Source organism: Methylobacterium terrae, assembly GCF_003173755.1.
Classification (GTDB): Bacteria; Pseudomonadota; Alphaproteobacteria; order Rhizobiales; family Beijerinckiaceae; genus Methylobacterium; species Methylobacterium terrae.
The window spans coordinates 5,074,405-5,095,132 of sequence record NZ_CP029553.1 but is presented as its reverse complement, the minus strand read 5'-3'; the positions used below and the strand labels follow the sequence as shown (position 1 = coordinate 5,095,132).

At 70.8% G+C, this 20,728-nt stretch carries 20 protein-coding genes; 10 read left to right on the top strand and 10 right to left on the bottom strand.

Annotation, left to right across the window (positions count from 1 at the left end; translation table 11 throughout):
- Window positions 1-51 precede the first annotated feature (51 nt).
- Window positions 52-615, bottom strand: coding sequence for a nitroreductase family protein (locus DK419_RS23570; protein ID WP_109961248.1), 564 nt, complete (start codon window positions 613-615; stop codon window positions 52-54).
- Window positions 616-780: 165 nt separating this feature from the next.
- Between DK419_RS23570 and DK419_RS23565 the strand changes: the two genes are divergently transcribed.
- From DK419_RS23565 to DK419_RS23545, 5 genes are all read left to right on the top strand, one after another.
- Window positions 781-3,231, top strand: coding sequence for a hypothetical protein (locus tag DK419_RS23565; protein ID WP_109961247.1), 2,451 nt, complete (start codon window positions 781-783; stop codon window positions 3,229-3,231).
- The gene (locus DK419_RS23560) at window positions 3,203-4,171 is read left to right on the top strand and encodes a hypothetical protein (protein ID WP_109961246.1); all 969 of its coding nucleotides are present in this window, start codon (window positions 3,203-3,205) and stop codon (window positions 4,169-4,171) included. The genes DK419_RS23565 and DK419_RS23560 overlap by 29 nt, the downstream gene beginning before the upstream one ends.
- 153 nt (window positions 4,172-4,324) lie before the next feature.
- Window positions 4,325-4,870, top strand: coding sequence for a TadE/TadG family type IV pilus assembly protein (locus DK419_RS23555; protein WP_109961245.1), 546 nt, complete (start codon window positions 4,325-4,327; stop codon window positions 4,868-4,870).
- Entirely contained in the window at window positions 4,870-5,586 is a 717-nt protein-coding gene (locus DK419_RS23550) for a TadE/TadG family type IV pilus assembly protein (RefSeq protein WP_109961244.1), read from the top strand. Before DK419_RS23555 ends, DK419_RS23550 begins: the two co-directional genes overlap by 1 nt.
- A complete protein-coding gene (locus tag DK419_RS23545) occupies window positions 5,580-7,016 on the top strand; it encodes a TadE/TadG family type IV pilus assembly protein (RefSeq protein WP_109961243.1) in 1,437 nt (478 codons plus the stop codon). Before DK419_RS23550 ends, DK419_RS23545 begins: the two co-directional genes overlap by 7 nt.
- On the opposite strand, the gene DK419_RS23540 is transcribed toward DK419_RS23545, so the two are convergent.
- The gene (locus DK419_RS23540) at window positions 7,006-7,698 is read right to left on the bottom strand and encodes a TetR/AcrR family transcriptional regulator (RefSeq protein ID WP_109961242.1); all 693 of its coding nucleotides are present in this window, start codon (window positions 7,696-7,698) and stop codon (window positions 7,006-7,008) included. The genes DK419_RS23545 and DK419_RS23540 overlap by 11 nt on opposite strands.
- Window positions 7,699-7,774: 76 nt before the next feature.
- Here DK419_RS23540 and DK419_RS23535 point away from each other — a divergent pair, with 76 nt between their 5' ends.
- Window positions 7,775-8,905: an HlyD family secretion protein gene (locus DK419_RS23535; RefSeq protein WP_109961241.1), complete on the top strand. Its 1,131-nt coding sequence runs from the start codon at window positions 7,775-7,777 to the stop codon at window positions 8,903-8,905.
- A complete protein-coding gene (locus DK419_RS23530) occupies window positions 8,902-10,461 on the top strand; it encodes a DHA2 family efflux MFS transporter permease subunit (RefSeq protein WP_109961240.1) in 1,560 nt (519 codons plus the stop codon). Before DK419_RS23535 ends, DK419_RS23530 begins: the two co-directional genes overlap by 4 nt.
- 73 nt (window positions 10,462-10,534) lie before the next feature.
- On the opposite strand, the gene thrS is transcribed toward DK419_RS23530, so the two are convergent.
- The 3 genes from thrS to DK419_RS23515 all read right to left on the bottom strand — a co-directional run bounded on the left by thrS (window position 10,535) and on the right by DK419_RS23515 (window position 13,494).
- A complete protein-coding gene (gene thrS / locus DK419_RS23525; RefSeq protein ID WP_109961239.1) occupies window positions 10,535-12,547 on the bottom strand; it encodes a threonine--tRNA ligase in 2,013 nt (670 codons plus the stop codon).
- Window positions 12,548-12,721: 174 nt separating this feature from the next.
- Window positions 12,722-13,039, bottom strand: coding sequence for a membrane protein insertion efficiency factor YidD (yidD, locus tag DK419_RS23520; protein ID WP_109961238.1), 318 nt, complete (start codon window positions 13,037-13,039; stop codon window positions 12,722-12,724).
- Window positions 13,036-13,494, bottom strand: a complete 459-nt coding sequence (locus DK419_RS23515) for an iron-sulfur cluster assembly scaffold protein (RefSeq protein ID WP_109961237.1) — start codon at window positions 13,492-13,494, stop codon at window positions 13,036-13,038. The genes yidD and DK419_RS23515 overlap by 4 nt, the downstream gene beginning before the upstream one ends.
- 268 nt (window positions 13,495-13,762) lie before the next feature.
- Between DK419_RS23515 and folE the strand changes: the two genes are divergently transcribed.
- Window positions 13,763-14,422: a GTP cyclohydrolase I FolE gene (folE, locus tag DK419_RS23510; protein WP_109961236.1), complete on the top strand. Its 660-nt coding sequence runs from the start codon at window positions 13,763-13,765 to the stop codon at window positions 14,420-14,422.
- Window positions 14,419-14,841, top strand: coding sequence for a phosphoribosyl-AMP cyclohydrolase (hisI, locus tag DK419_RS23505; protein WP_109961235.1), 423 nt, complete (start codon window positions 14,419-14,421; stop codon window positions 14,839-14,841). The genes folE and hisI overlap by 4 nt, the downstream gene beginning before the upstream one ends.
- Before the next feature lie 200 nt (window positions 14,842-15,041).
- On the opposite strand, the gene DK419_RS23500 is transcribed toward hisI, so the two are convergent.
- The 5 genes from DK419_RS23500 to DK419_RS23480 form a co-directional block, all read right to left on the bottom strand.
- Entirely contained in the window at window positions 15,042-15,458 is a 417-nt protein-coding gene (locus tag DK419_RS23500; protein ID WP_109961234.1) for a gamma-glutamylcyclotransferase family protein, read from the bottom strand.
- 10 nt (window positions 15,459-15,468) lie between these two features.
- Window positions 15,469-17,469 carry an acetyl-CoA carboxylase biotin carboxylase subunit gene (locus DK419_RS23495; protein WP_109961233.1) on the bottom strand — a complete coding sequence of 667 codons (2,001 nt, stop codon included), beginning with the start codon at window positions 17,467-17,469 and terminating at the stop codon, window positions 15,469-15,471.
- A 128-nt stretch (window positions 17,470-17,597) separates the two neighbouring features.
- On the bottom strand, window positions 17,598-18,047 hold the full coding sequence (locus DK419_RS23490; RefSeq protein ID WP_109961232.1) for a hypothetical protein: 450 nt from the start codon (window positions 18,045-18,047) through the stop codon (window positions 17,598-17,600).
- 192 nt (window positions 18,048-18,239) lie between these two features.
- Window positions 18,240-18,914: a hypothetical protein gene (locus DK419_RS23485; RefSeq protein WP_109961231.1), complete on the bottom strand. Its 675-nt coding sequence runs from the start codon at window positions 18,912-18,914 to the stop codon at window positions 18,240-18,242.
- 13 nt (window positions 18,915-18,927) lie between these two features.
- Entirely contained in the window at window positions 18,928-19,527 is a 600-nt protein-coding gene (locus DK419_RS23480) for a L,D-transpeptidase (protein ID WP_109961230.1), read from the bottom strand.
- A 208-nt stretch (window positions 19,528-19,735) separates the two neighbouring features.
- On the opposite strand from DK419_RS23480, the gene DK419_RS23475 reads away from it, so the two are divergent.
- The gene (locus DK419_RS23475) at window positions 19,736-20,665 is read left to right on the top strand and encodes a histone deacetylase family protein (RefSeq protein ID WP_109961229.1); all 930 of its coding nucleotides are present in this window, start codon (window positions 19,736-19,738) and stop codon (window positions 20,663-20,665) included.
- The last annotated feature ends 63 nt before the right edge of the window (window positions 20,666-20,728 follow it).

Below are 20,728 nucleotides of genomic sequence, written 5' to 3'. Positions count from 1 at the left end.
TGCGCCGCCAGTTAGAGCACCACCGGGCCCCGGCGCCAGCCCGCCCGCGCGTCAGTACCGGGTCACGATCTCGGGCAGCGCCGGCCGCGGCCGGTCGGGCGGCACCTCGGCGGCCCGGCCGACATGGACGAAGCCCGCCAGCCGCTCGGCCGGATCGAGGCCGAGCGCGTCGAGCACCCGGCGGTCGTAGGCCATCCACTCGGTGAGCCAGGCGGTGCGGAAGCCGAGCGCGTTGGCGGCGACGATCAGGTTCATCGACGCGGCGCCCGCCGAGAGCACCTGCTCCCAGTCCGGGATCTTCACGTGCGGGCCGGCCCGCGACACCACGGCGATCACCAGGGGCGCCTGGGCGAGGCGCCCGGCCTCGAGGGCGAGGCGCTTCTCGTCCGCCTCCGGGTGGTCGGCCCGGTAGGCCGCGGCCACCACGCGGCCGATGCGGGACTGTCCCTCGCCCTCGATCACGACGAAGCGCCAGGGCGCGAGCTTGCCGTGATCCGGCACGCGCGAGGCGGCGGCGAGGATCGCGTCCAGTTCCTCCGGGGAGGGGCCGGGCCCGGCGAGCTGGGCCGGCGGCACGGAGCGGCGGGTGCGGAGAAGGTCGAGGGTTGCGTTCATCTCGGCTTCAGTGGCTTGAGCTATCACGAGCGGGGCAGGATGGCGGGCTGCCATTCTGGTGCCCCGTTATCCCCTTTAAGCACCATTCCGCCCCGGACGGCCACGGCCGGGTGCGACGAGAAGCCGTGCGCCGGGAGAGCCGGTGCCGAGGACGCCGACCGCACCATGACGCGCTTCCCCGCCCCACCTCCTCCGCCGGCCCTGGCCCATACCTGGACGCCCCGGGACTTCTGGCTGGCGCTCGCCGCCGTGCTGCTGTTCTGGGCCGCCGCCGCGGCGATCTGGCCGATCACCGGCACGGTGGTGCCGTGGGATTCGAAGAACCACTTCTACCCGATGCTGCGCTACCTCGGCGCGGCGCTCGCCAACGGCGAATTGCCGCTCTGGAATCCCTACCACTTCGCCGGCCACCCGTCCGTCGCCGACCCGCAATCGCTGCTCTTCACCCCGACCATGCTGTTCTTCGCGTGGCTCGACCCGTCGCCGTCGATGGAGCTGTTCGACGCGGTGGTGTTCGCCCACCTGGTCCCCGGGGCGGTCGCGACCCTGCTGCTGTTCCGCCGCCGCGGCTGGCACCCGGTCGGCGCGGTCGCGGCCGCGATGGTGTTCGTGCTCGGAGGCTCGGCCTCGGCCCGGCTGCAGCATACGGGCATGATCATCTCCTACGGCTTCGTGCCGCTCGCCTGGTGGCTGCTCGAGGAGGCTCTGGCGCGCCGCTCCTACGCCTTCGGGCTCGCCTTTGCGGTGGTGGCCGCCGTGATGACGGTCGGTCGCGACCAGGTGGCGTTCCTGTGCGGCCTGAGCCTGATCGGGGTCGCGGTGCATGCCGTGCTCACCGCGCCCGCGCCCGTCGCCTACCTGCGCGCCCGGATCGGCGTGCTCGCCGTGATGGCGCTCGTCGGCGGCGCGCTGCTCGCCGTGCCCTCGCTCCTGACGATGCAGTTCCTGATGACCTCGACCCGGCCGTCCTTCGGCTACGGCGCGGCGATCATGGGCTCGCTGCCGCCCTCGAGCTTCGCCACCGCGCTCTTCGCCGACGTGTTCGGCTCGCTGCGCTGGACCTACGATTACTGGGGCCCCGACTGGCAGTCGATGGACGGCAACACCTGGACCGACCGGGCGGTGAACTATCTGTTCGCCGGGACCCTGCCGGCGGTGCTGATCCTCTGGCACGGCATCGCCGGCGGGCGCCTCGCCGCCCGGGAGATCCGCTACCCCGTCATCGTGCTCGGGGCCGCCACCCTCTACGCGCTCGGGCGCTACACCCCGCTCTTCGCGCCGGTCTTCGACCACATGCCGGGCGTCGACCTCTACCGCCGGCCCGCCGACGCGACCTTCGTGATCAATATCGGGCTCGCGCTCACCGCCGGCTACCTCGTTCACCGCTACGTCGCCGAGGGCGCGCCCCGCCTCGGCCTCGCGGCCGGCGCGCCGCGCCTCGCGGCGGCCGCCCGGGTCGTCCCGCCGGTCCTGGCGCTCGCGGCGCTCGGCGGCATCCTGCTCGTCTCCTACCGCTACTCCGCCAAGGCCCACCACCTGCCCGACGCCCTGCGCGACGGCCTGATCGGGACCGGGATCGCGGCGGTCGCCGCGGTCGCGATGCTGCGGGCCGGCCCGCGCCGGCGGGCGCTCGGTGCGGCCTGCCTCGTCGCGCTGCTCGGCGCCGAACTGGTCTGGCGCAATGCCGGCTCCTCCCTCAACGCCGAGCCGGCGGGCCGCTACGCGGTGTTCCAGCAATTGCCGCCCGAGCAGCTCCAGGGCCTGACGCTGCTGAAGGCCGAGCTCGACGCCCGCCACGCCAAGGGCGAGCACCCGCGGGTCGAGATCCTGGGCCTCGGCGGCGCCTGGCAGAACGCCTCGATGGTGCTGGGGCTCGAGGACACGATCGGCTACAACCCCCTGCGTCTCGCCGATTACGAGCGCGCGGTGGGCCCGGGCGAGAACGCCGCCGACCCGAACCTGCGCCAGTTCCCCGGGCTGTTCCGCGGCTATCGCTCGCGGCTCGCGAGCCTGCTCGGCCTCGAATACCTCGTCCTCGACCGGCCGGCCGAGCGCCTGCCGCGGCACTTCCCGCAGCTGACCGGCGCCAGGCTGCTCTACGGCTCGGGCCAGATGTGGATCTACCGCCTCGACCCGGCCAAGCCCCGGGCCTACCTGGCGACCCGCCTCGTCCCGGTCGATTCCGAGAGCGTGCTCGACCAGGACGAGCTGCCCGAGTTCGAGGGCAGCGAGACGGCGCTCGTCGACCGGGAGAGCGTGCCCCGGATCAAGGGCGAGTTCGGGCTCAAGGACCCGGCCGCGCCGGTGACCGCCGCCCGGGGCACGGCGGCCATTCTCGCCTACCGCCGCAATGTCGTCACGGTGGAGGTCGAGACCGACCGCGACAGCGTGCTGGTGCTGCACGACATCTTCTATCCGGGCTGGCAGGCCCGGGTCGACGGCGCCCGCCGCCCGATCCTGCGCACCAACCTGCTCTTCCGCGGGGTCGAGGTGCCGGCGGGCAAGCACGTGGTCGAGTTCCGGTTCCGCCCGCTCTCGGTCGGCAACCTGATGGCGGCGGCGAGCGAACTCCTGACGAGGGACGGTGATGACGCGGGCGAGACGGCTCTACGGTGAGGCCCTGGCGCTGGCCGTCCTCTGGGGCGGCCCCGCCCTCGCCCAGGCGCCCGGCCAGATGCCGAACCCGCCGGTGCCGCCCCCGGGCGTCGGCATGCCGGGAAGTGCCGTGCCGGGCAACGGCGTGCCGGGGGTAGGGCCGCAGGGCGTGACGCAGGGTCCGCCGCCGGCCCCGGCGCCGGCCGAGGCGAGCCTGTCCCTGCGGGCGGTGCTGACCAGCGAGGCCAAGCCCCTGCGCGGCGGCCTGACCTGGCGGATCTACGAGGACCGGCCGGAGGGCGGCCGGCCGGTGGTGCTCGCCCGCTCCGAGGAGGCGCAGCCGACCTTCCGGCTGCCGCCCGGCAGCTACCTCGCCAACGTCACCTACGGCTTCGTCAGCACCTCGAAGCGCGTGACCCTGAATTCCGGCTCGGCCAGCGACCAGCTCACCGTCAATGCCGGGGCGCTCCGCCTCGCCGGCGCGGTCGGCGAGGCTAGGATCGCGCCCGGCCAGCTCGCCTTCGCGATCTTCGTGCCGATCGGCAACAACCCGGAGGGGCGGCTCGTGCGCGACGGCGTCAAGGCCGGCGAGGTCGTGCGCCTGCCCGAGGGCACCTACCACGTCGTCTCGACCTGGGGCGATTCCAACGCGATCCAGCGCGCCGACCTGAAGGTCGAGAACGGCCGCCTGACCGACGCGACGCTGAACCACCGCGCCGCCACCGTGACCCTGAAGCTCGTCGCTGCGCCCGGCACCGAGGCCTTCGCGGGCACCGCCTTCAGCGTGCTGACGCCCGGCGGCGACACCATCCGCGAGGCGATCGGCGCCTTCCCGCAGGTGACGCTCGCCGAGGGCGAGTACCAGCTCATCGCCCGCCACGACGGCAAGGTCTACACCCAGGACTTCAAGGTCGAGAGCGGCGTCGACCGCGACATCGAGGCCATCGCCAGGGAGCCGTGATCTCGCGCGCGGCCGGAGGATACACCGAATTGCCTAACCGTCATGTCGGTTAGCGATTGGTTAGCGCGATAGAACAGCAACAATCACGACGAGCACGCGAGTCTGCATCTCGCGATTATCGAATTTTTTACTTGGCAACGCTAGGGTCACGGCATGCGACGCGTGCCGGGCCTCATTCGTGACGACAAGGGATCGACGACAGTCGAGTTCGCCCTGGTCGGCATGCTGTTCATCTCGATCATCCTGTTCACGATGATCGTCGCCCAGATCCTGTACTTCAGCCAGAAGCTCGACTTCGCGACCGAGCAGGCCTCGCGGCAGATCATCGTCGGCAACGCCCAGAAGCAGTCGCCCCCGGCGAGCCTGGCGAGCTTCACGCAGGCGCTCTGCGGCAACCTGCCGGCGGCGATGTCGTGCAGCGACGTGATCGTCAACCTCTACGTCGTGCCGCGATCGGGGACGGGCTACTACGCCTACGCCAAGTCGGACCTCAGCGGCCTGAAGCTGCCGACCCTGACATCCGGCACCGGCCAGTTCACCCTCGGCGGCCAGGGCGACTACCAGTACCTGCAGGTCGTCTATCCGGTCACGGTCCTGCCGAGCTTCATGACCGGCTGGCTCGATGCCTCGGCCACCTACAACGGCAAGCCGGCCTACCTGATCATGTCGACGGCCGCCTTCCGCGTCGAGCAGTACTGATGCGCGCCGGCCTGACGCTCCGGCTCCGCCGCTTCCGGTCCGCCGAGGACGGGCTCGCGGCGGTCGAACTCGCGCTGATCCTGCCGGTCCTGATGGTGATCATGCTCGGGGGCATCCAGCTCGTCGCCTACATCAACGCGACGCGGAAGGCCGAGCTGGTCGTGCAGTCGATCAGCCAGATGATCTCGCAGAGCCAGCCCCCCGGCGGCTCGACCGTCGCGACCGTCAACGCGACCGACCTTCACTTCAGCTTCGACGCCGCCCTGGTCCTGTTCCCCTACCTGATGGTCGAGGGCAAGCGGCGGAACACCGCCTGGTCGCAGGTCATCACGATCAACTATGCCAGCATCCAGTTCACCCAGACCGCGACGAACTGCTCCGACAGCACCGACCTGAGCGCCTGCTACCGCGCCGACGTGGTCTGGACCAGCACCGGCACGCAGCAGCCGGCGAGCGGCGCGGCCTACCGGCCCTGCGGCACGCCGCAGATCGCGGCGGCCAACACCGCCCCCCCGAGCCGGACGGCCCTGCCGCGCTCGATCTTCGGCCCCGCCGGGGTGGTGGTGATCGACGTCGTGTTCGCCTTCACGCCGACCTTCGGCGCCCGCTACCTGCCCTCCCTGACGATCTCGCGCTCGGCCTACGTCCAGCCGCGCTACGCCACGCTCGTCGACTACGACATCACGAACAACGACGGAATCGCCTCGAAATGCTGACCCGCGCATCCCGGCTCGCCGCAGGAGCGGCGTCCTTCCTTCGCGCCCGCGGCGGCGGGATCAACATGCTGTTCGGGCTCAGCCTGATCCCGATGGTCGGCCTGATCGGGCTCGGCGTCGATTACGGCGTGGCGGTCACGAACCGGTCCCGGCTCGACCGGGCGGCGGACGCGGCGGCGATCGCCGCGGTCGTCACCGCCAAGGCCTACATCGCCGCCAACTCCGCCCAGAACGGCGTGCTGGCCTCGGCGCTCGCGGCGGGCAAGACCCAGGCGATCAACACCTTCAACGTCAATGCCGGCAGCGTGCCGATGTCGAGCGTGACGCTCCAGCCGCCGCAGGTCACCGCCTCGGGCCAGACGATCAACTCCTCGGTGAGCTACACGGCGACGATCCAGAACAGCTTCTCGAAGCTCTTCATGGTGCCGACCTCGACGGTGGGCAACACGATCACCGCCTCGGTCGACCTGCCGACCTACCTCGACTTCTACCTGATGGTCGACGTGTCGGGCTCGATGGGCCTGCCGACGACGGCGGCGGGCATGACCCAGCTCGCCAAGGACAACAACGACATGTGGTCGGACTATCAGCAGGGCTGCCAGTTCGCCTGCCACTTCCCCGGCTACAAGGGCTGGGGCCTGGCCGCCGGCAAGATCCAGCTGCGGTCGGACGCGGTGAACAACGCGGTCTGCGCGCTGCTCCAGCGGGCCTCCTACCCGACCGTGCCGAACCAGTACCGGATCGGGATCTTCCCGTTCATCAACCAGCTCGCGACGCTCGCCGCCCTCACCAGCGACGTGACCTCGCTCAAGACCTCGGCCCAGTGCTCGCAGACCTGGCCGCTCGCCTTCACCAACCTCCTCGATACCGGGGCGACGCAGCTCAACGCCCCCAAGGACCCGACCACCGGCATCGGCTCCGGCGGCACCCATTTCGAGACCTCCTTCCCGCAGATGAAGACGATCGTCGGCCAGGGCGGGTTCGGCGACGGCTCAACCAGCGCCAGCCGCAAGCCGTTCGTCTTCCTCGTCACCGACGGGATGCAGAACGGGCAACACTTCTTCACGTCGAGCAACGGCAAGTACGCCTATCCGGGCAATCCGTCGAAGTTCGCGGGCTACGCCGATGCCTGGTGGGACGGCTCGCAGCCCTCGCAGATCGATTCCAAGAACTGCGACGCCCTGAAGGCGGCCGGCGCGACGATCTCGATCCTCTACATCCCCTACAACCAGATCAGCTTCGTCGATAAGGGCGGCGGCATCGCCTGGGAGAACAACCGGGTCAACGGCTTCAGCCCGACCCTGGCGACGCCGCTCCAGGCCTGCGCCTCGCCGGGCTACTTCAAGACCGCCAACACACCGGACGACATCACCGCCGCCTTGAAGGCGATGTTCGACCAGGCGCTCAAGGTCGCCCGCCTCACCCAGTAGGGCCCGGGCCGGGCCGGGTGCCGGCGAGGAACAGCGCCACCGCGGCCCGGCGGCGCGTCTCCTGCGCCTCCGGATCGGCCGGGATGCCGTAGAGCGCCTGCCGCGAGGCCTTGCCGAGGACGAGGTTGAGGAAGAGGTCGGCGGCGACCTCCGGATCCTCGACCGCGATCTGGCCCTGCGCGGCCAGCACCTCCAGGAGGCGGGCCACCGCCCGCACGCCGCGCAGCCATCCCTCCTCGTAGGCCAGCCGCGCGAGCTCGGGAAAGTGCAGCGCCTGCGCGACGATGCAGCGGTTGAGCGCCGCCGCGCCCGGCGCCTGGGCGCGGGCGAGCAGGGTACGGCTCAGCTCCTCCAGCACCTCCCCGGCCTCCCGGGCCGCGCCTCGCGCGCCTTGCGCCTCCGCGGCCGCGGAGAGCGGCGCCAGCCACTCGCGGATCCGCTCCTCCAGCACCGCCGCGAACAGGGCGCGCTTGTCGCGGTAGCGGGCATAGAGCGTCGGCTTGCTCACGCCCGCCGCCTGCGCGACCGCGTCGATCGAGGTCGCGTCGAAGCCGTGCTCCATGAACAGCTGCGTCGCGACCGCGACGAGCCGCGCGTCGCGCTTCGCCGCCTCCTCGCGGGTCGGGCGCCCGCCGCTGCGCCGCCCCGCGTCCCTCGCATCGGCGAGCACCGCCTGGGTCATGGGTCGTCTCCTTGCCCGGCTCCACCGTCCGGAATATCACAACGATACCGTATCGTTTCGTTACCGGCCAGCCGCCATGCAGCAATCCCCCTCTCCTTCCCCGGCGCCCCGCAAACGGCGCAAGGGCCGGCTGATCCTCGGCCTCGTCCTGCTCGCGGCTGTGGGTGGCGGCGGCACCTGGGGCTGGCACTGGTGGACGACCGGGCGCTTCCTCGAGACGACCGAGGATGCCTACCTTCAGGCCGACAAGGTCACGGTCGCCCCCCGCATCGCCGGATACGTGGCGCGGGTGCTGGTCGGCGACAACCAGCCGGTGAAGGCCGGCACGGTGCTCGCCCGCCTCGACGACCGCGAGTACCGGGTGGCCCTCAAGCAGGCCGAGGCCGAGGTCGAGAAGGCGCGGGCCCAGATCCTCGGCACGGCCGCCGCGATCACCCAGGCGAAGGCGCAGGTCGAATCGGCGAAGGCCGAGATCGAGAACACCGAGGCCGGACTCGACTTCTCGACCAAGGAGTACGACCGCTACCGCAACCTGCTCCAGACCGGCTCCGGCACGGTGCAGCGCCAGCAGCAGGCCGATGCGGACCTGCGCCAGAAGCGGGCGGCGCGCGACAAGGCGGTGGCCTCGCTCGAGGCGTCGAGGAAGCAGGTCGAGAGCCTTCGCGCGCTGGAGGCGAGCGCCCGCGCCACCCTGGAGGGCGCGCAGGCCAAGGTCGAGCAGGCCCGGCTGAATCTCAGCTACACGACCGTCGCCGCCCCGATCGACGGCACGGTCGGCGACCGCTCCCTGCGGGTCGGGCAGTTCGTGTCGGCCGGGACCGGGCTCCTCACCGTCGTGCCGATGGGCCGCGACATCTACCTCGTGGCGAACTTCAAGGAGACCCAGACCGGCCGCATGATCGAGGGCCAGCCCGTCACCTTCACGGTCGATGCCCTCGGCGAGCACGAGTTCGGCGGCCGGATCGAGAGCTTCTCCCCCGGCACCGGCGCGCAATTCGCCCTGCTGCCGCCGGAGAACGCCACCGGCAACTTCACCAAGGTGGTGCAGCGCGTGCCGGTGCGGATCGCGCTCGACGCCGACGATCCCCTGCTTCCCCGCCTGCGCCCGGGTCTCTCGGTCGAGGCGACCGTCCATACCCACGGCACGATCGAGCCCGGCGAGCGCCTCCCGGGTACCGCTCTCGTCAGCGAGGCGCTGCCGCGATGAGCGCCGCTGAGGTCAGGGCGAGCGGGCGCGACTGGCTCGCGGTGTTCGGGGCGATCCTCGGCGCCTTCACGGCGATCCTCGACATCCAGATCACCAACGCCTCGCTCGCCGACATCCAGGGCGCGCTCGGCGCCTCGACGGAAGAGGGCAGCTGGATCTCGACCGCCTACCTGATGGCCGAGATCATCGTGATCCCGCTCACCGGCTGGCTCTCCTCGGTGATCGGGCTTCGCCGCTACCTCGCGGTCAACACGATCCTGTTCACCGGCTTCTCGCTCGCCTGCGCGCTCTCGACGAACTTGAGCCAGATGATCCTGTTCCGGGCCGGACAGGGCTTCACCGGCGGGGTGCTGATCCCGACGGCGATCGTCATCGTCCGCACCCGCCTGCCGAAGAGCCAGCAGCCGGTCGGCATCGCCCTGTTCGGCCTCACCGCCACCTTCGCGCCGGCGATCGGACCGGCGGTCGGCGGCTGGCTCACCGACAACCTGTCCTGGCACTACATCTTCTACCTGAACCTGATCTTCGGCCCGCTCGCCGCCGCGATCCAGCTCGGCGCCTTCGAATCGGTGCCGGCGCGCTGGGGCGAGTTGCTCAAGGGCGACTGGATCGGCATCGGCCTGATGGCGACCGGCCTGCCGGCCCTGACCTTCGTGCTGGAGGAAGGCCAGCGCAAGGACTGGTTCGGCTCGCCGATCATCGTGAAGGCGAGCCTGCTGGCGGTGCTGGGCATCGCCGGCTTCATCATCCGCGAGCTGACGGCGGAGCGGCCCTTCATCAACCTGCGGGTGCTCGCCAACCGCTCGGTCGGCGGCGCCTGCGTGCTGATGACGGTGCTCGGCGCCGTCTCGTTCGGCTCGATCTACATCATCCCGGTCTATTGCGCCCAGATCCAGGGCTACAACGCCCAGCAGATCGGCTACGTGGTGATGTGGTCGGGCCTGCCGCAGCTCGTGCTGTTTCCGATGATGCCGCTGATCATGCGGGCGGTCGATGCGCGGCTCCTCGTCATCACCGGCACGCTGTTCTTCATCGCGAGCTGCTGGATCAATGTCGGCCTCACCCACGACGTCGGCGCCGATCAGCTGATCCTGCCGCAGCTGATGCGCGCCATCGGCCAGCCGCTCTTCACCATCCCGCTGTCGCAGCTCTCGACCGCGGGGCTGGCGCCCCGCGACACGGCGGATGCCTCGGCCCTGTCGAACATGATGCGCAACCTCGGCGGCTCGATCGGCATCGCCATGCTGTCGACGATGATCGACCGGCGCGAGCACATGCACTTCTCGGTGCTCGCCGAGGCGATCACCGTCAACGCGACCCGGACGCAGGCGCGACTCTCCGCCCTGGCGGCGGGCCTGCACGGCCACATCGCCGATCCGATCGCCGCGAAGGCCGCGGCGGTCGGGATGCTGGCGCAACAGGTCCGGCGCGAGGCCTACGTGATGGCCTATGCCGACGGATTCTGGCTCGTCGGAGTGAGCCTCGTGCTGAGCCTCGCCGTGGTGGCGGTGCTGAAGAAGCCGCCGCGGGTAGCGGGGCCGGTCGAGGCGCATTGAGGACGTCGATGTCACGCAGGGCTCGCGCGCGTGAACCCTCCCCCGCGGAGGGGGGGAGGGTTCACACAGCGCCTTACGGCACCGGCGCTTCGTCGTGCTGCCCGTCGAGCGTCACGCCCGCGCTCGGCACGCTGTCCGCCACCGCTGCCGCCCGGCGCAGATCCGGAAAAGTCGCCTCGGCCACCAGCTCGGCCAGGGCTTGGTCGAGCGGCAGGGTGCGGCTCTGCGGGCTGCCGAGGCGGCGGATCGAGACGGTGCGCTCCTCGCCCTCCTTGCGGCCGACGACCAGCATCACCGGCACCTTGGCGTGGGAATGCTCGCGGACCTTGTAGTTGATCTTCTCGTTGCGAAGATCGGCCTCGGCCCGCAGGCCGGCCGCGTCCGCCGCCTTCAGTACCTCGCGGGCGTAGGGGTCGGCCTCGCCGGTGATCGTCGCGACGACCACCTGCAGGGGCGCCAGCCAGAGCGGGAAATGGCCGGCGAAATGCTCGATCAGGATGCCGGTGAAGCGCTCCATCGAGCCGCAGATCGCCCGGTGGACCATGACCGGGGTCTTCTTCTGCCCGTCGGCATCGACGAAGAAGGCGCCGAACCGCTCCGGCAGGTTGAAGTCGACCTGCGTGGTGCCGCATTGCCAGTCGCGGCCGATCGCGTCGCGCAGCACGTACTCGAACTTCGGCCCGTAGAAGGCGCCCTCGCCGGGGTTGATCGCCGTCTTGATCCGCCCGCCCGACTGCTCCTCGATCTGGGCGAGCACCCGGGTCATCACCTCCTCGGCGTGATCCCACAGGGCGTCGGACCCGACCCGCTTCTCCGGCCGCGTCGAGAGCTTCACCACGATCTCGTCGAAGCCGAAATCGGCGTAAGTGCTGAGGATCAGGTCGTTGATCTTCAGGCACTCGGCCGCGAGCTGGTCCTCCGTGCAGAAGACGTGGGCGTCGTCCTGCGTGAAGGCGCGCACCCGCATCAGGCCGTGCAGCGCGCCCGACGGCTCGTAGCGCGAGACCGAGCCGAACTCGGCGAGCCGCAGCGGCAGGTCGCGGTAGGACTTGAGCCCGTGCTTGAAGATCTGCACGTGGCCGGGGCAGTTCATCGGCTTGATCGCGAAGACGCGCTCGTCCTCGGTCTTCGTGACGAACATGTTCTCCCGGTACCAGTCCCAGTGGCCCGAGGTCTCCCACAGCGCCTTGTCGAGGATCTGCGGCGCGTTCACCTCGGCGTAATCGCCCTTGAGGCGCCGGCGCATGTAGGCGATGAGGGACTGGAACAGCGTCCAGCCCTTCGGGTGCCAGAACACCACGCCCGGCCCCTCCTCCTGGAAGTGGAAGAGGTCCATCTCGCGGCCGAGCTTACGGTGGTCGCGGCGCTCGGCCTCCGCCAGGCGGTTCAGGTAGGCGTCGAGATCGGCCTGATTGGCCCAGGCGGTGGCGTAGATCCGGCTCAGCATCGGCTTCGTCGAATCGCCGCGCCAGTAGGCGCCCGCCACCTTCATCAGCTTGAAGGCGCTGCCGATCTTGGCTGTCGAGGTCATGTGCGGGCCGCGGCAGAGGTCGAACCACTCGCCCTGGCGGTAGATCCGCAGGTCCTCGCCCGGCGGGATCGCGTCGACGAGCTCGACCTTGAAGTGTTCGCCCTTCTCCACGAACAGGTTGCGCACGTCGTCGCGGGCCCAGACCTCCTTGGTGAAGGGGGCGTCGCGGGCGATGATCTCGCGCATCCGCGCCTCGATCGCCGGAAAGTCCTCCGGCGAGAACGGGGTCTCGCGGTGGAAGTCGTAGTAGAAGCCGTTCTCGATCACCGGGCCGATCGTGACCTGCGTCTCCGGCCACAGCGACTGCACGGCTTCCGCGAGCACGTGGGCGCAATCGTGCCGGATCAATTCCAGTGCCCGCGGGTCGGTGCGGTCGAGGAACTCGATGCGGGCATCCGCCGCGATCGTGTCGTCGAGGTCGCGGACGGTCCCGTCGAGAGCCATCGCCACGGTGCGCTTGGCGAGCGACTTGGCGATGCCCTCGACGACCGCACGGCCGGTCACGGCGCCGTCGAAGGACCGCGTGGCGCCATCGGGAAATGTCAGGATCGGCATGGGTCTGAAAGACTCCTCGGGGCTCACTCCTGCGCACGGTGCAGGTAAGCGGGGTGGTGGACACACGTCCGGCGGGCTTCAGGCGGCCGCGCACCGGACCGGCGCCGTATACCAGCGATGGCGGGAAATGACAGACACAGCCGGACGCCTTCGCGTCGACGAAAACGTGTCGCCTCAGCCCTCGACGCTCTCGCAGAGCGGCGGCGGGGCGTTGACCCCGCGCCAGCGGGCGTAGGCCCACGGGCGGTGCCAGGCGGCGCCGGGCGGTGCGGTCTCCGGCACGAGGTCGATGCCGTGGGTGCCGAACGGGCCGCAGCGGCAGATCCGGGCGAATCCCATCCAGCCGCCGGCCCAGAGGCCGTGGCGCTGGACCGCCTCGTCGGTATAGGCCGAACAGGACGGCCAGTGCCGGCATTGCCGCCCGACGAGGCCCGACAGGGTGAGCTGGTAGCCGCGGATGGCGAGATGCGCCGCGCGGCGGGTCGGGTTCACGCCGGCACCGCCTCGCTCTTCGACACGTCCCCGGCGGCGATCTGGTCGAGGGCGTCGACCACCGCGTCGAAGGTGAGCAGCGTCGAGGCGTGGCGCGCCTTGAAGTCCCGCACCGGTTCCAGCACGGCGAAATCCGCGAACTTGCCCGCGGGCGCCGGCCCGCCCTCCTTCAGCATCCGCCGCACGGTCTCCCGCAAGGTGCGCAGGTCCTCGGCGCTCGCGCCGACCGCGTGGCGGGCCATCAGCGAGGACGCCGCCTGGCCGAGCGCGCAGGCCTTCACGTCGTGGGCGAAGTCGGTGACCGTGCCGCCCTCGGTGACGAGGTCCACCGTCACGGTCGAGCCGCACAGCTTCGAGTGCTTGGACGCGCTCGCCCCCGGGCTCGCCAGCCGGCCGAGGCGCGGGATGTCCGCCGCGAGGGAAAGGATACGGGCGTTGTAGATGTCGTCGAGCATGGCATTCGTACTTTGGACGAGAGGGGCCGCGGGACGGACGAAACGGGCTTGACCAGACGGGTCTGACTTGGGCTTGACGTTGGGACGGACGATGGAACGCGGTGACCTGCTGCGCGCGCCGCGCATTGCGTGCGCAGGCGGGATTCCCGATATAGGCACGGTTGCCCGGCGGCGCGAGGCGCGGCCGGATCGGGGCGCATCTCTGGTCCCGGCATGGCTGGCCCCGTGGGCCGACCCTGGTCGTGGTGGCCCAGATCTTGGAGGCGTGATGGATGCGGTGCTGAAGTCCTTGTCGGTTCGGGCCCCGGAGGCGGCCGACAAGCGCAGCGACGCCCCCCGTCCGGAGCGCGTCACCGAGCGGCCGACCCGCCAGGAGGCCGAGGCCGCGGTGCGCACCCTGCTGCGCTGGGCCGGCGACGATCCGGAGCGCGAGGGCCTCATCGAGACGCCCCAGCGGGTGGTGAAGGCCTACGAGCAGATCTTCGGGGGCTACCGCCAGGACGCCGACGCCATCCTCGACCGGGTGTTCGAGGAGGTCGAGGGCTATTCCGACATCGTGCTGGTGCGCGACATCGCCTTCCACTCCCATTGCGAGCACCACATGGTGCCGTTTATGGGGCGTGCCCACATCGCCTACTATCCCCGTCGCGGCGTCGTCGGCCTGTCGAAGCTCGCCCGCGTCGTCGATGCCTTCGCCCGCCGGCTCCAGACCCAGGAGACGATGACGGCGCAGATCGCCGAGACGATCGATTCGGTGCTCCATCCCCGCGGCGTCGCCGTGATGCTGGAGGCCGAGCACCTGTGCATGGCGATGCGCGGCGTGCAGAAATCCGGCGTCTCGACCATCACCACCCAGTTCACCGGCGTGTTCAAGCAGGATCCGACCGAGCAGGTCCGCTTCCTCACCCTGGTCCGCGACCGGCGATGACCCCGCTTCCGACCTTTGCCCCGCCCGGCGACAAGCGGGCGCTGGAAGAGGGCGAGGCCTTCACCCCGCGCTTCGGGTCTGACGGCTTGATCACCGCGATCGCGGTCGATGCCGATTCGGGCGCGGTCCTCATGCTCGCCCACATGAACGCCGAGTCGCTGGCGCGCACGCTTGAGACTGGCGAGGTCTGGTACTGGTCGCGCTCGCGCGGGGAGCTCTGGCACAAGGGCGCCACCAGCGGGCAGATCCAGACGCTCGTCGAGATGCGGGTCGATTGCGACCAGGACGCCTTGCTGCTGCGGGTGCGCGTCGGCGGCGACGGCGGGTGCTGCCATACCGGGCGGCGCGACTGCTTCTATCGGGGCGTGAACTATGATCCGGAGACTGGAACGGTAAGGCTGGCTCCCCGCGCCTCTTAAAGCGCCGCGGCTCAACCCTCCCCCCTCTGCGGGGGAGGGTGGCGACCGGAGCGAGCCGGGAGAGGGGCGGCGCGACGCTTTAGGACTTGGCGTCCTTCAGAACGGTTTCGCTTCGTCCGGAAGCGGGGTTCCCCTCTCCCGCCCGGCTTCGCCGGGCACCCTCCCCCGCAGAGCGGGGAGGGTTCAGGCGGTGCGGGCCTTTACCGCTTCAGCGCCATCAACCCCTTCAGATACATCTCCGGCAACCCGTTCTCCCGGCCCGCCGCGATCACGCCCTCGAGGTAGCCCGGCCGCGGCACGCCACCGTTGCCGCGCCCCAGATACACCAGAGCCCGCCGCACCCCGCCCTCGGTCGAGACCGGCTGCTGCGCCTTGACGTAGAGCCCGCTCGCCACGCCCTCGTAGCGGTCGAGGGCCGGCACGTCGGAGAGCGCCAGATCCCACAGCACGCCCCAGACCGTCCCGGTGGGGGAGCGCTCCACCGAGGCGTAACCCTCGCGCATGATGACGAGGCGGTGGCGGTTGAGCCGGCCGAGGCCGAGGACCCGCGAGGCGGGGCAGCGCCGGGCCATGGCGGCCCGGTCCATGTTGGAGCCGTAGGCGAAGTAGAGCGGCACGAACGACGGTTCAGGCGAATTCGAGGATCACCGCGTCGACCGCGAGGCTGTCGCCCTCCTTGGCCTGGATGGTCTGGACCGTGCCGTCGCGCTCGGCGCGCAGCACGTTCTCCATCTTCATCGCCTCGACCACCGCCAGCGGCTCGCCCGCCTTCACCTCCTGGCCGGGGGTGACCATGATGCTCTTGACGAGGCCCGGCATCGGGCAGAGCAGCTGCTTGCCCGACCCGGCCACCTCCTTGACCGGCATCAGGGCGGCGAGCTCCGCCTCGCGCTTCGTGTAGACCCGGGCCTCCGCGGCCGCGCCCGCATGGTGCAGCAGCACGCCGTTGAGGAGGGAGCGGACCTGGATCGCCGCCAGCTCGCCGTCGATCAGGCCGGTCCAGACCGGCTCGCCCGGAAGCCAGTCGCTGTCGACCTGCCACTCGGTCCCGTCCGCGAAGGCGACGGAGACCCCGTCGTTGGTGGTTTCCACGATCGCGTCGAAACGCTGGTCGCCGAGCAGCACCACCCGCTCGTGCTCGAAGCGCAGCAGGAACGGCTCGCGCATCTGCCCCGAGATGCCGCGCTTGCGCTCGTTGAGCAGGTGGTCGATCGCCGCGGCCGCGGCCGCCATCCGGCGCGCGACCTCGCCCTCGGGCCGCGGCGCCTCGAACCCGTTCGGGAACTCTTCCGCGATGAAGCCGGTGGAGAGCGCGCCCTCCTGCCAGCGCGGATGGTGCATCAGCGCCGAGAGGAACGGGATGTTGTGGCGGATGCCGTCGATCGCGAAGGCGTCGAGGGCCTGGGCCTGCGAGGTGATCGCCTCCAGGCGGGTCGGCGCCCAGGTGACGAGCTTGGCGATCATCGGATCGTAGTGGATCGCGATCTCGCTCCCCTCCTCGACGCCGGTGTCGTTGCGCACGATCGCGTCGCCGAGCGCGCCCTCCTCCGGCGGCCGGTAGGTGGTGAGCCGGCCGATCGAAGGCAGGAAGTTGCGGGTCGGGTCCTCGGCGTAGACGCGGCTCTCCACCGCCCAGCCGTTGAGCTTCACGTCGTCCTGCGCGATCGGCAGCGTCTCGCCGGCCGCGACCCGGATCATCAGCTCGACGAGGTCGAGGCCGGTGATCATCTCGGTCACCGGATGCTCGACCTGGAGCCGCGTGTTCATCTCGAGGAAGTAGAACGACTTGTCCTGCCCGGCGACGAACTCGACGGTGCCGGCGGAATCGTAGTTCACCGCCTTGGCCAGCGCCACGGCCTGCTCGCCCATCCGGCGCCGCGTCGCCTCGTCGAGGAGCGGCGAGGGCGCCTCCTCGATGACCTTCTGGTTGCGGCGCTGGATCGAGCATTCGCGCTCGCCGAGATAGACGACGTTGCCGTGCTTGTCGCCGATGACCTGGATCTCGATGTGGCGCGGGTCGGTGATGAATTTTTCCACGAAGACCCGGTCGTCGCCGAAGGACGAGGCGGCCTCCGAGCGGGCGCGGGCAAAACCCTCCGCCACCTCGCCGGCCGAGTGCGCGATGCGCATGCCCTTGCCGCCGCCGCCGGCCGAGGCCTTGATCATCACCGGATAGCCGATCTCGTCGGCGATGGTGACGGCGTGCTCCGGGCTCTCGATCACCCCGAGGAAGCCCGGCACGGTGGACACCCGGGCGGCCGAGGCCGCCTTCTTCGACTCGATCTTGTCGCCCATGGCGGCGATCGCCGCGGGGTTCGGGCCGATGAACACGATGCCGGCGGCCTCCAGCGCCTTCGGGAAGGCCTCGCGCTCGGAGAGGAAGCCGTAGCCGGGGTGGACCGCCTGTGCGCCGGTCTGCCGGCAGGCCTCCACGATCTTGTCGATGACGAGGTAGGACTGGGCGGCCGCCGGGCCGATATGCACCGCCTCGTCGGCCATGGCGACGTGGAGCGCGTCGCGGTCGGCGTCGGAATAGACCGCCACCGTCTTGATCCCCATCCGGCGCGCCGTCTTGATGATGCGGCAGGCGATCTCGCCGCGGTTGGCGATCAGGATCTTGTCGAACATCGGAGCGCGCACTCGAGCCTTGAGGGGGAGCCGGGCCGGGGTGGGACACACCCAAGCTCATCCCCGTTAAAGCATGGCGGGCGCGCCGCAAAGCCGGCTGTTCTCGGTCAAACGGGCGAAGCCGCCGCTCACGCGGCGACCGCGTAGGACAGGATTTCCTCGACGGCGTCCTCGGCCCCGGCCCGGGCCCGGTTGGCCTTCAGGGCGAAGCTGATGAGAGCCGGGTCGTTGGTCTCGGCCTCGCGCACCACCTCGACAGCGATGCGGGCCCCCGTCGCGGTCGGGCCGCGGCCGCAAGCCAGCGACGCGGCGAGCCAGTGGGCGGTGTCGGCGTCGATGTGGCCGGTCGGGCGCTCGCCCCACACCGCGAAATCGACGGTCGCCGCCACCAGCCAGTCGCCGAAGGCCGCGTCGGCCTCCGGGATCGCCCGGTCGAGGCCGAACAGCATGTCGGCCTCCTCGCGGTGGGTGAGCCCGTCGGGCAGCACCGCGCGGTTCAGTTCGCGCACGTCCTCCAGGCCGATGGTGCCGGCGGCGATGATACGGTTGCAGAAGTGTTGCAGCGAAGCGTTGATCATCTGTCTCTGCCTCCCCGGCTTTTGTTGTGCCGGTGCTTGTCCCTGTGTGAGGAGGACTATGCGGCACGGGGTGGCTCTGACAGGTTAACGACGGGATCTGAATCCCTGTTCAGGTTAAAGCCCGGCAACGGGACGGCGTTGCCAAAGCGTTGCGAGGATCTGTCGGATGCGGACCACTGAGCGCCCGCGGGCTCAGATCGTCCGCCACGGGGCGGCCGCGTGCGGGGCCTGCTCCAGGTGGTCGAGGATGGCGAGCACGAGGGCCAGGGCGGCGTGGCTGCCGGTGATCCGGGGGCCGATCGAGCCGTCCTTCTCGAGCCGGACCGTCGTGGCGCGACCGGTGCGCTGCAGTGTGAATCCGTGGCCGGGCAGCACCTTGTCGAGGAGTCGGACCGCTTCGTCGTAGGAGGTGATGAAGTCGCGCACGCTCATGCCGCAGGCGGTCACGCAGTGGTGCGGTTCGAACATGCCCCAGGCGAACATCCGGGCAGGCCCTCCGGATGCGACGGCGATCGTCGGGCCCTGGCCCTCGTCGTGCGCGAGCTTGTCGAGGCACAGGCCCCAACGGGCGCCGTTCGACGACGGGATGGTGTGGAAGAGGGCATCGACGAGTTCCGCGTTGGCCTGTGTCTCGCGCCACCGATAGGCGTATGGGTCGGACAGCCGCTCGCTCAGGGCGCGGAGGCGGATCGGATCGACGCGGCGCGGATCCGGGGGGATCTCCCTGAAGCGCTGCCCGCGGTAATCGCCGATCATCGCGTCGATCGCGCGCTGCTCGATGTCGGAGCGCCGATCCCGCGACCGGCGCACCGGCCCGACATTCCGGAGCTGCCAGACCAGCATCCGGAACCAGACCGGGACGCTCATCCCTCCGCCCGCTTCACCGCACGATCACCCGCGCATCCGCGCCCACCCGGTTGTACAGGTCGACGACGTCGATGTTGCGCATCCGGATGCAGCCCGAGGACGCCGCCTGGCCGATCCGCTCCGGCTCGTTGGTGCCGTGGATGCGGTAGAGCGTGTCCTTGCCGGTGCCGTCCGCCAGGTAGAGGGCGCGGGCGCCGAGCGGGTTGGCGGGCCCGCCCTGCATCGCGTGGACGTGGGGCCAGCGCTTGATCATCTCGGCCGGCGGGTGCCAGTCCGGCCAGGCGGCCTTGCGGAAGATCCGCGCCGTGCCGGACCAGCCGTACGCCTCGTCGCCGACGGTGACGCCGTAGCGGATCGCCTTGCGGTCGGGCAGGACGTAGTAGAGCTGGCGCTCGCGCGTCTCGACCACGATGGTGCCGGGAGCCTCACCCGTCGGGTCCTCGATCATGTAGCGGGCGAAGCGCCGGTCGATCTCCGGCTCCGGCACCAGCGCCATCCACTCCTTGTCCTTGGCCGACAGTTCGGGATCGGGGGTGGCCTTGTACATGCAGCCCGGCAGCGCCAGGACGGCCCCCGTCAGGGCGAGCGAGAGGGCGAGGCGGGGGCGGCGCATCGGGGAGAACCCTTGGCAAGGCGGCGGGCTGGCCCGCGAATCAGTCGTTCCCCGACCGTAAAGCGTGGCCGTTGGCGCGCGAAGCGGGGAGCCGCGCCTCTGTGCACGATGCCCGGCCTGTGTTGCGTCCCGGCCATGGCCCTGCCACGGTGCGGGCGGGGACGGGCCGTCGCGCGACGCGCCCGACGGGACGCTTGAAGCGGGCACGATGACGACGCTGTATCTCTGCCATCCGGCCTCCCTCGACCACGACACGCCGCCGGGCCACCCCGAGCGGGCCGACCGCATCCGGGTGATCGAGCGGGCCCTGGAGGACGAGCGCTTCGCCGCGCTGGTGCGCGAGCAGGCGCCGCTCGCCGACCTCGCGGTGGCGGGCCTCGCCCATCCGGAGAACTACGTCGCGGCGATCGCCGCGGCGGCGCCGGACGAGGGATTGACGGTCATCGATTCCGATACGGTGATGTCCCGGGGCTCGCTCGAGGCGGCGCGCCGCGCGCTCGGCGCCGCCGTGCGGGCCGTCGACGAGGTGATGGAGGGCCGCGTCGCCAACGCCTTCGCGGCGATGCGCCCGCCCGGCCACCACGCCGAGCGCGAGCGCGCCATGGGCTTCTGCCTGTTCAACACCGCGGCGGTGGCGGCGCGCCACGCCCGAGAGCGCCACGGTGCCGCCCGGGTGGCGCTCGTCGATTGGGACGTCCATCACGGCAACGGATCGCAGGACATCTTCTGGGACGATCCGAGCGTCATGTACGCCTCGACCCACCAGATGCCGCTCTTTCCCGGCACCGGCGCCGCGTCCGAGCGCGGCGATCACGACACCATCGTCAACGTGCCGCTGCACGCGGGCGACGACGGCGACGTCTTCCGCGAGGCCTTCACGCACGGCGTGCTGCCGCGGCTCGAGGCGTTCCGGCCCGACCTGATCGTGATCTCGGCCGGGTTCGACGCCCATTGGCGCGATCCGCTCGCCAACCTGAAGCTGACGGAAGCCGATTTCGCCTGGGCGACCCGGGAGCTGATGGGGATCGCCGATCGCCGCTGCGGCGGCCGGATCGTCTCGCTGCTGGAGGGGGGCTACGACCTGATCGGACTGTCGAAGTCGGTCGCCGCCCATGTCGAGACGCTGATGGGGCGGTGAGGGCTCGGCCGGGGCCGGGCCCGCGACGAGGTCCGGTGCCGCCGAGGAGTGGACATCGGCGCC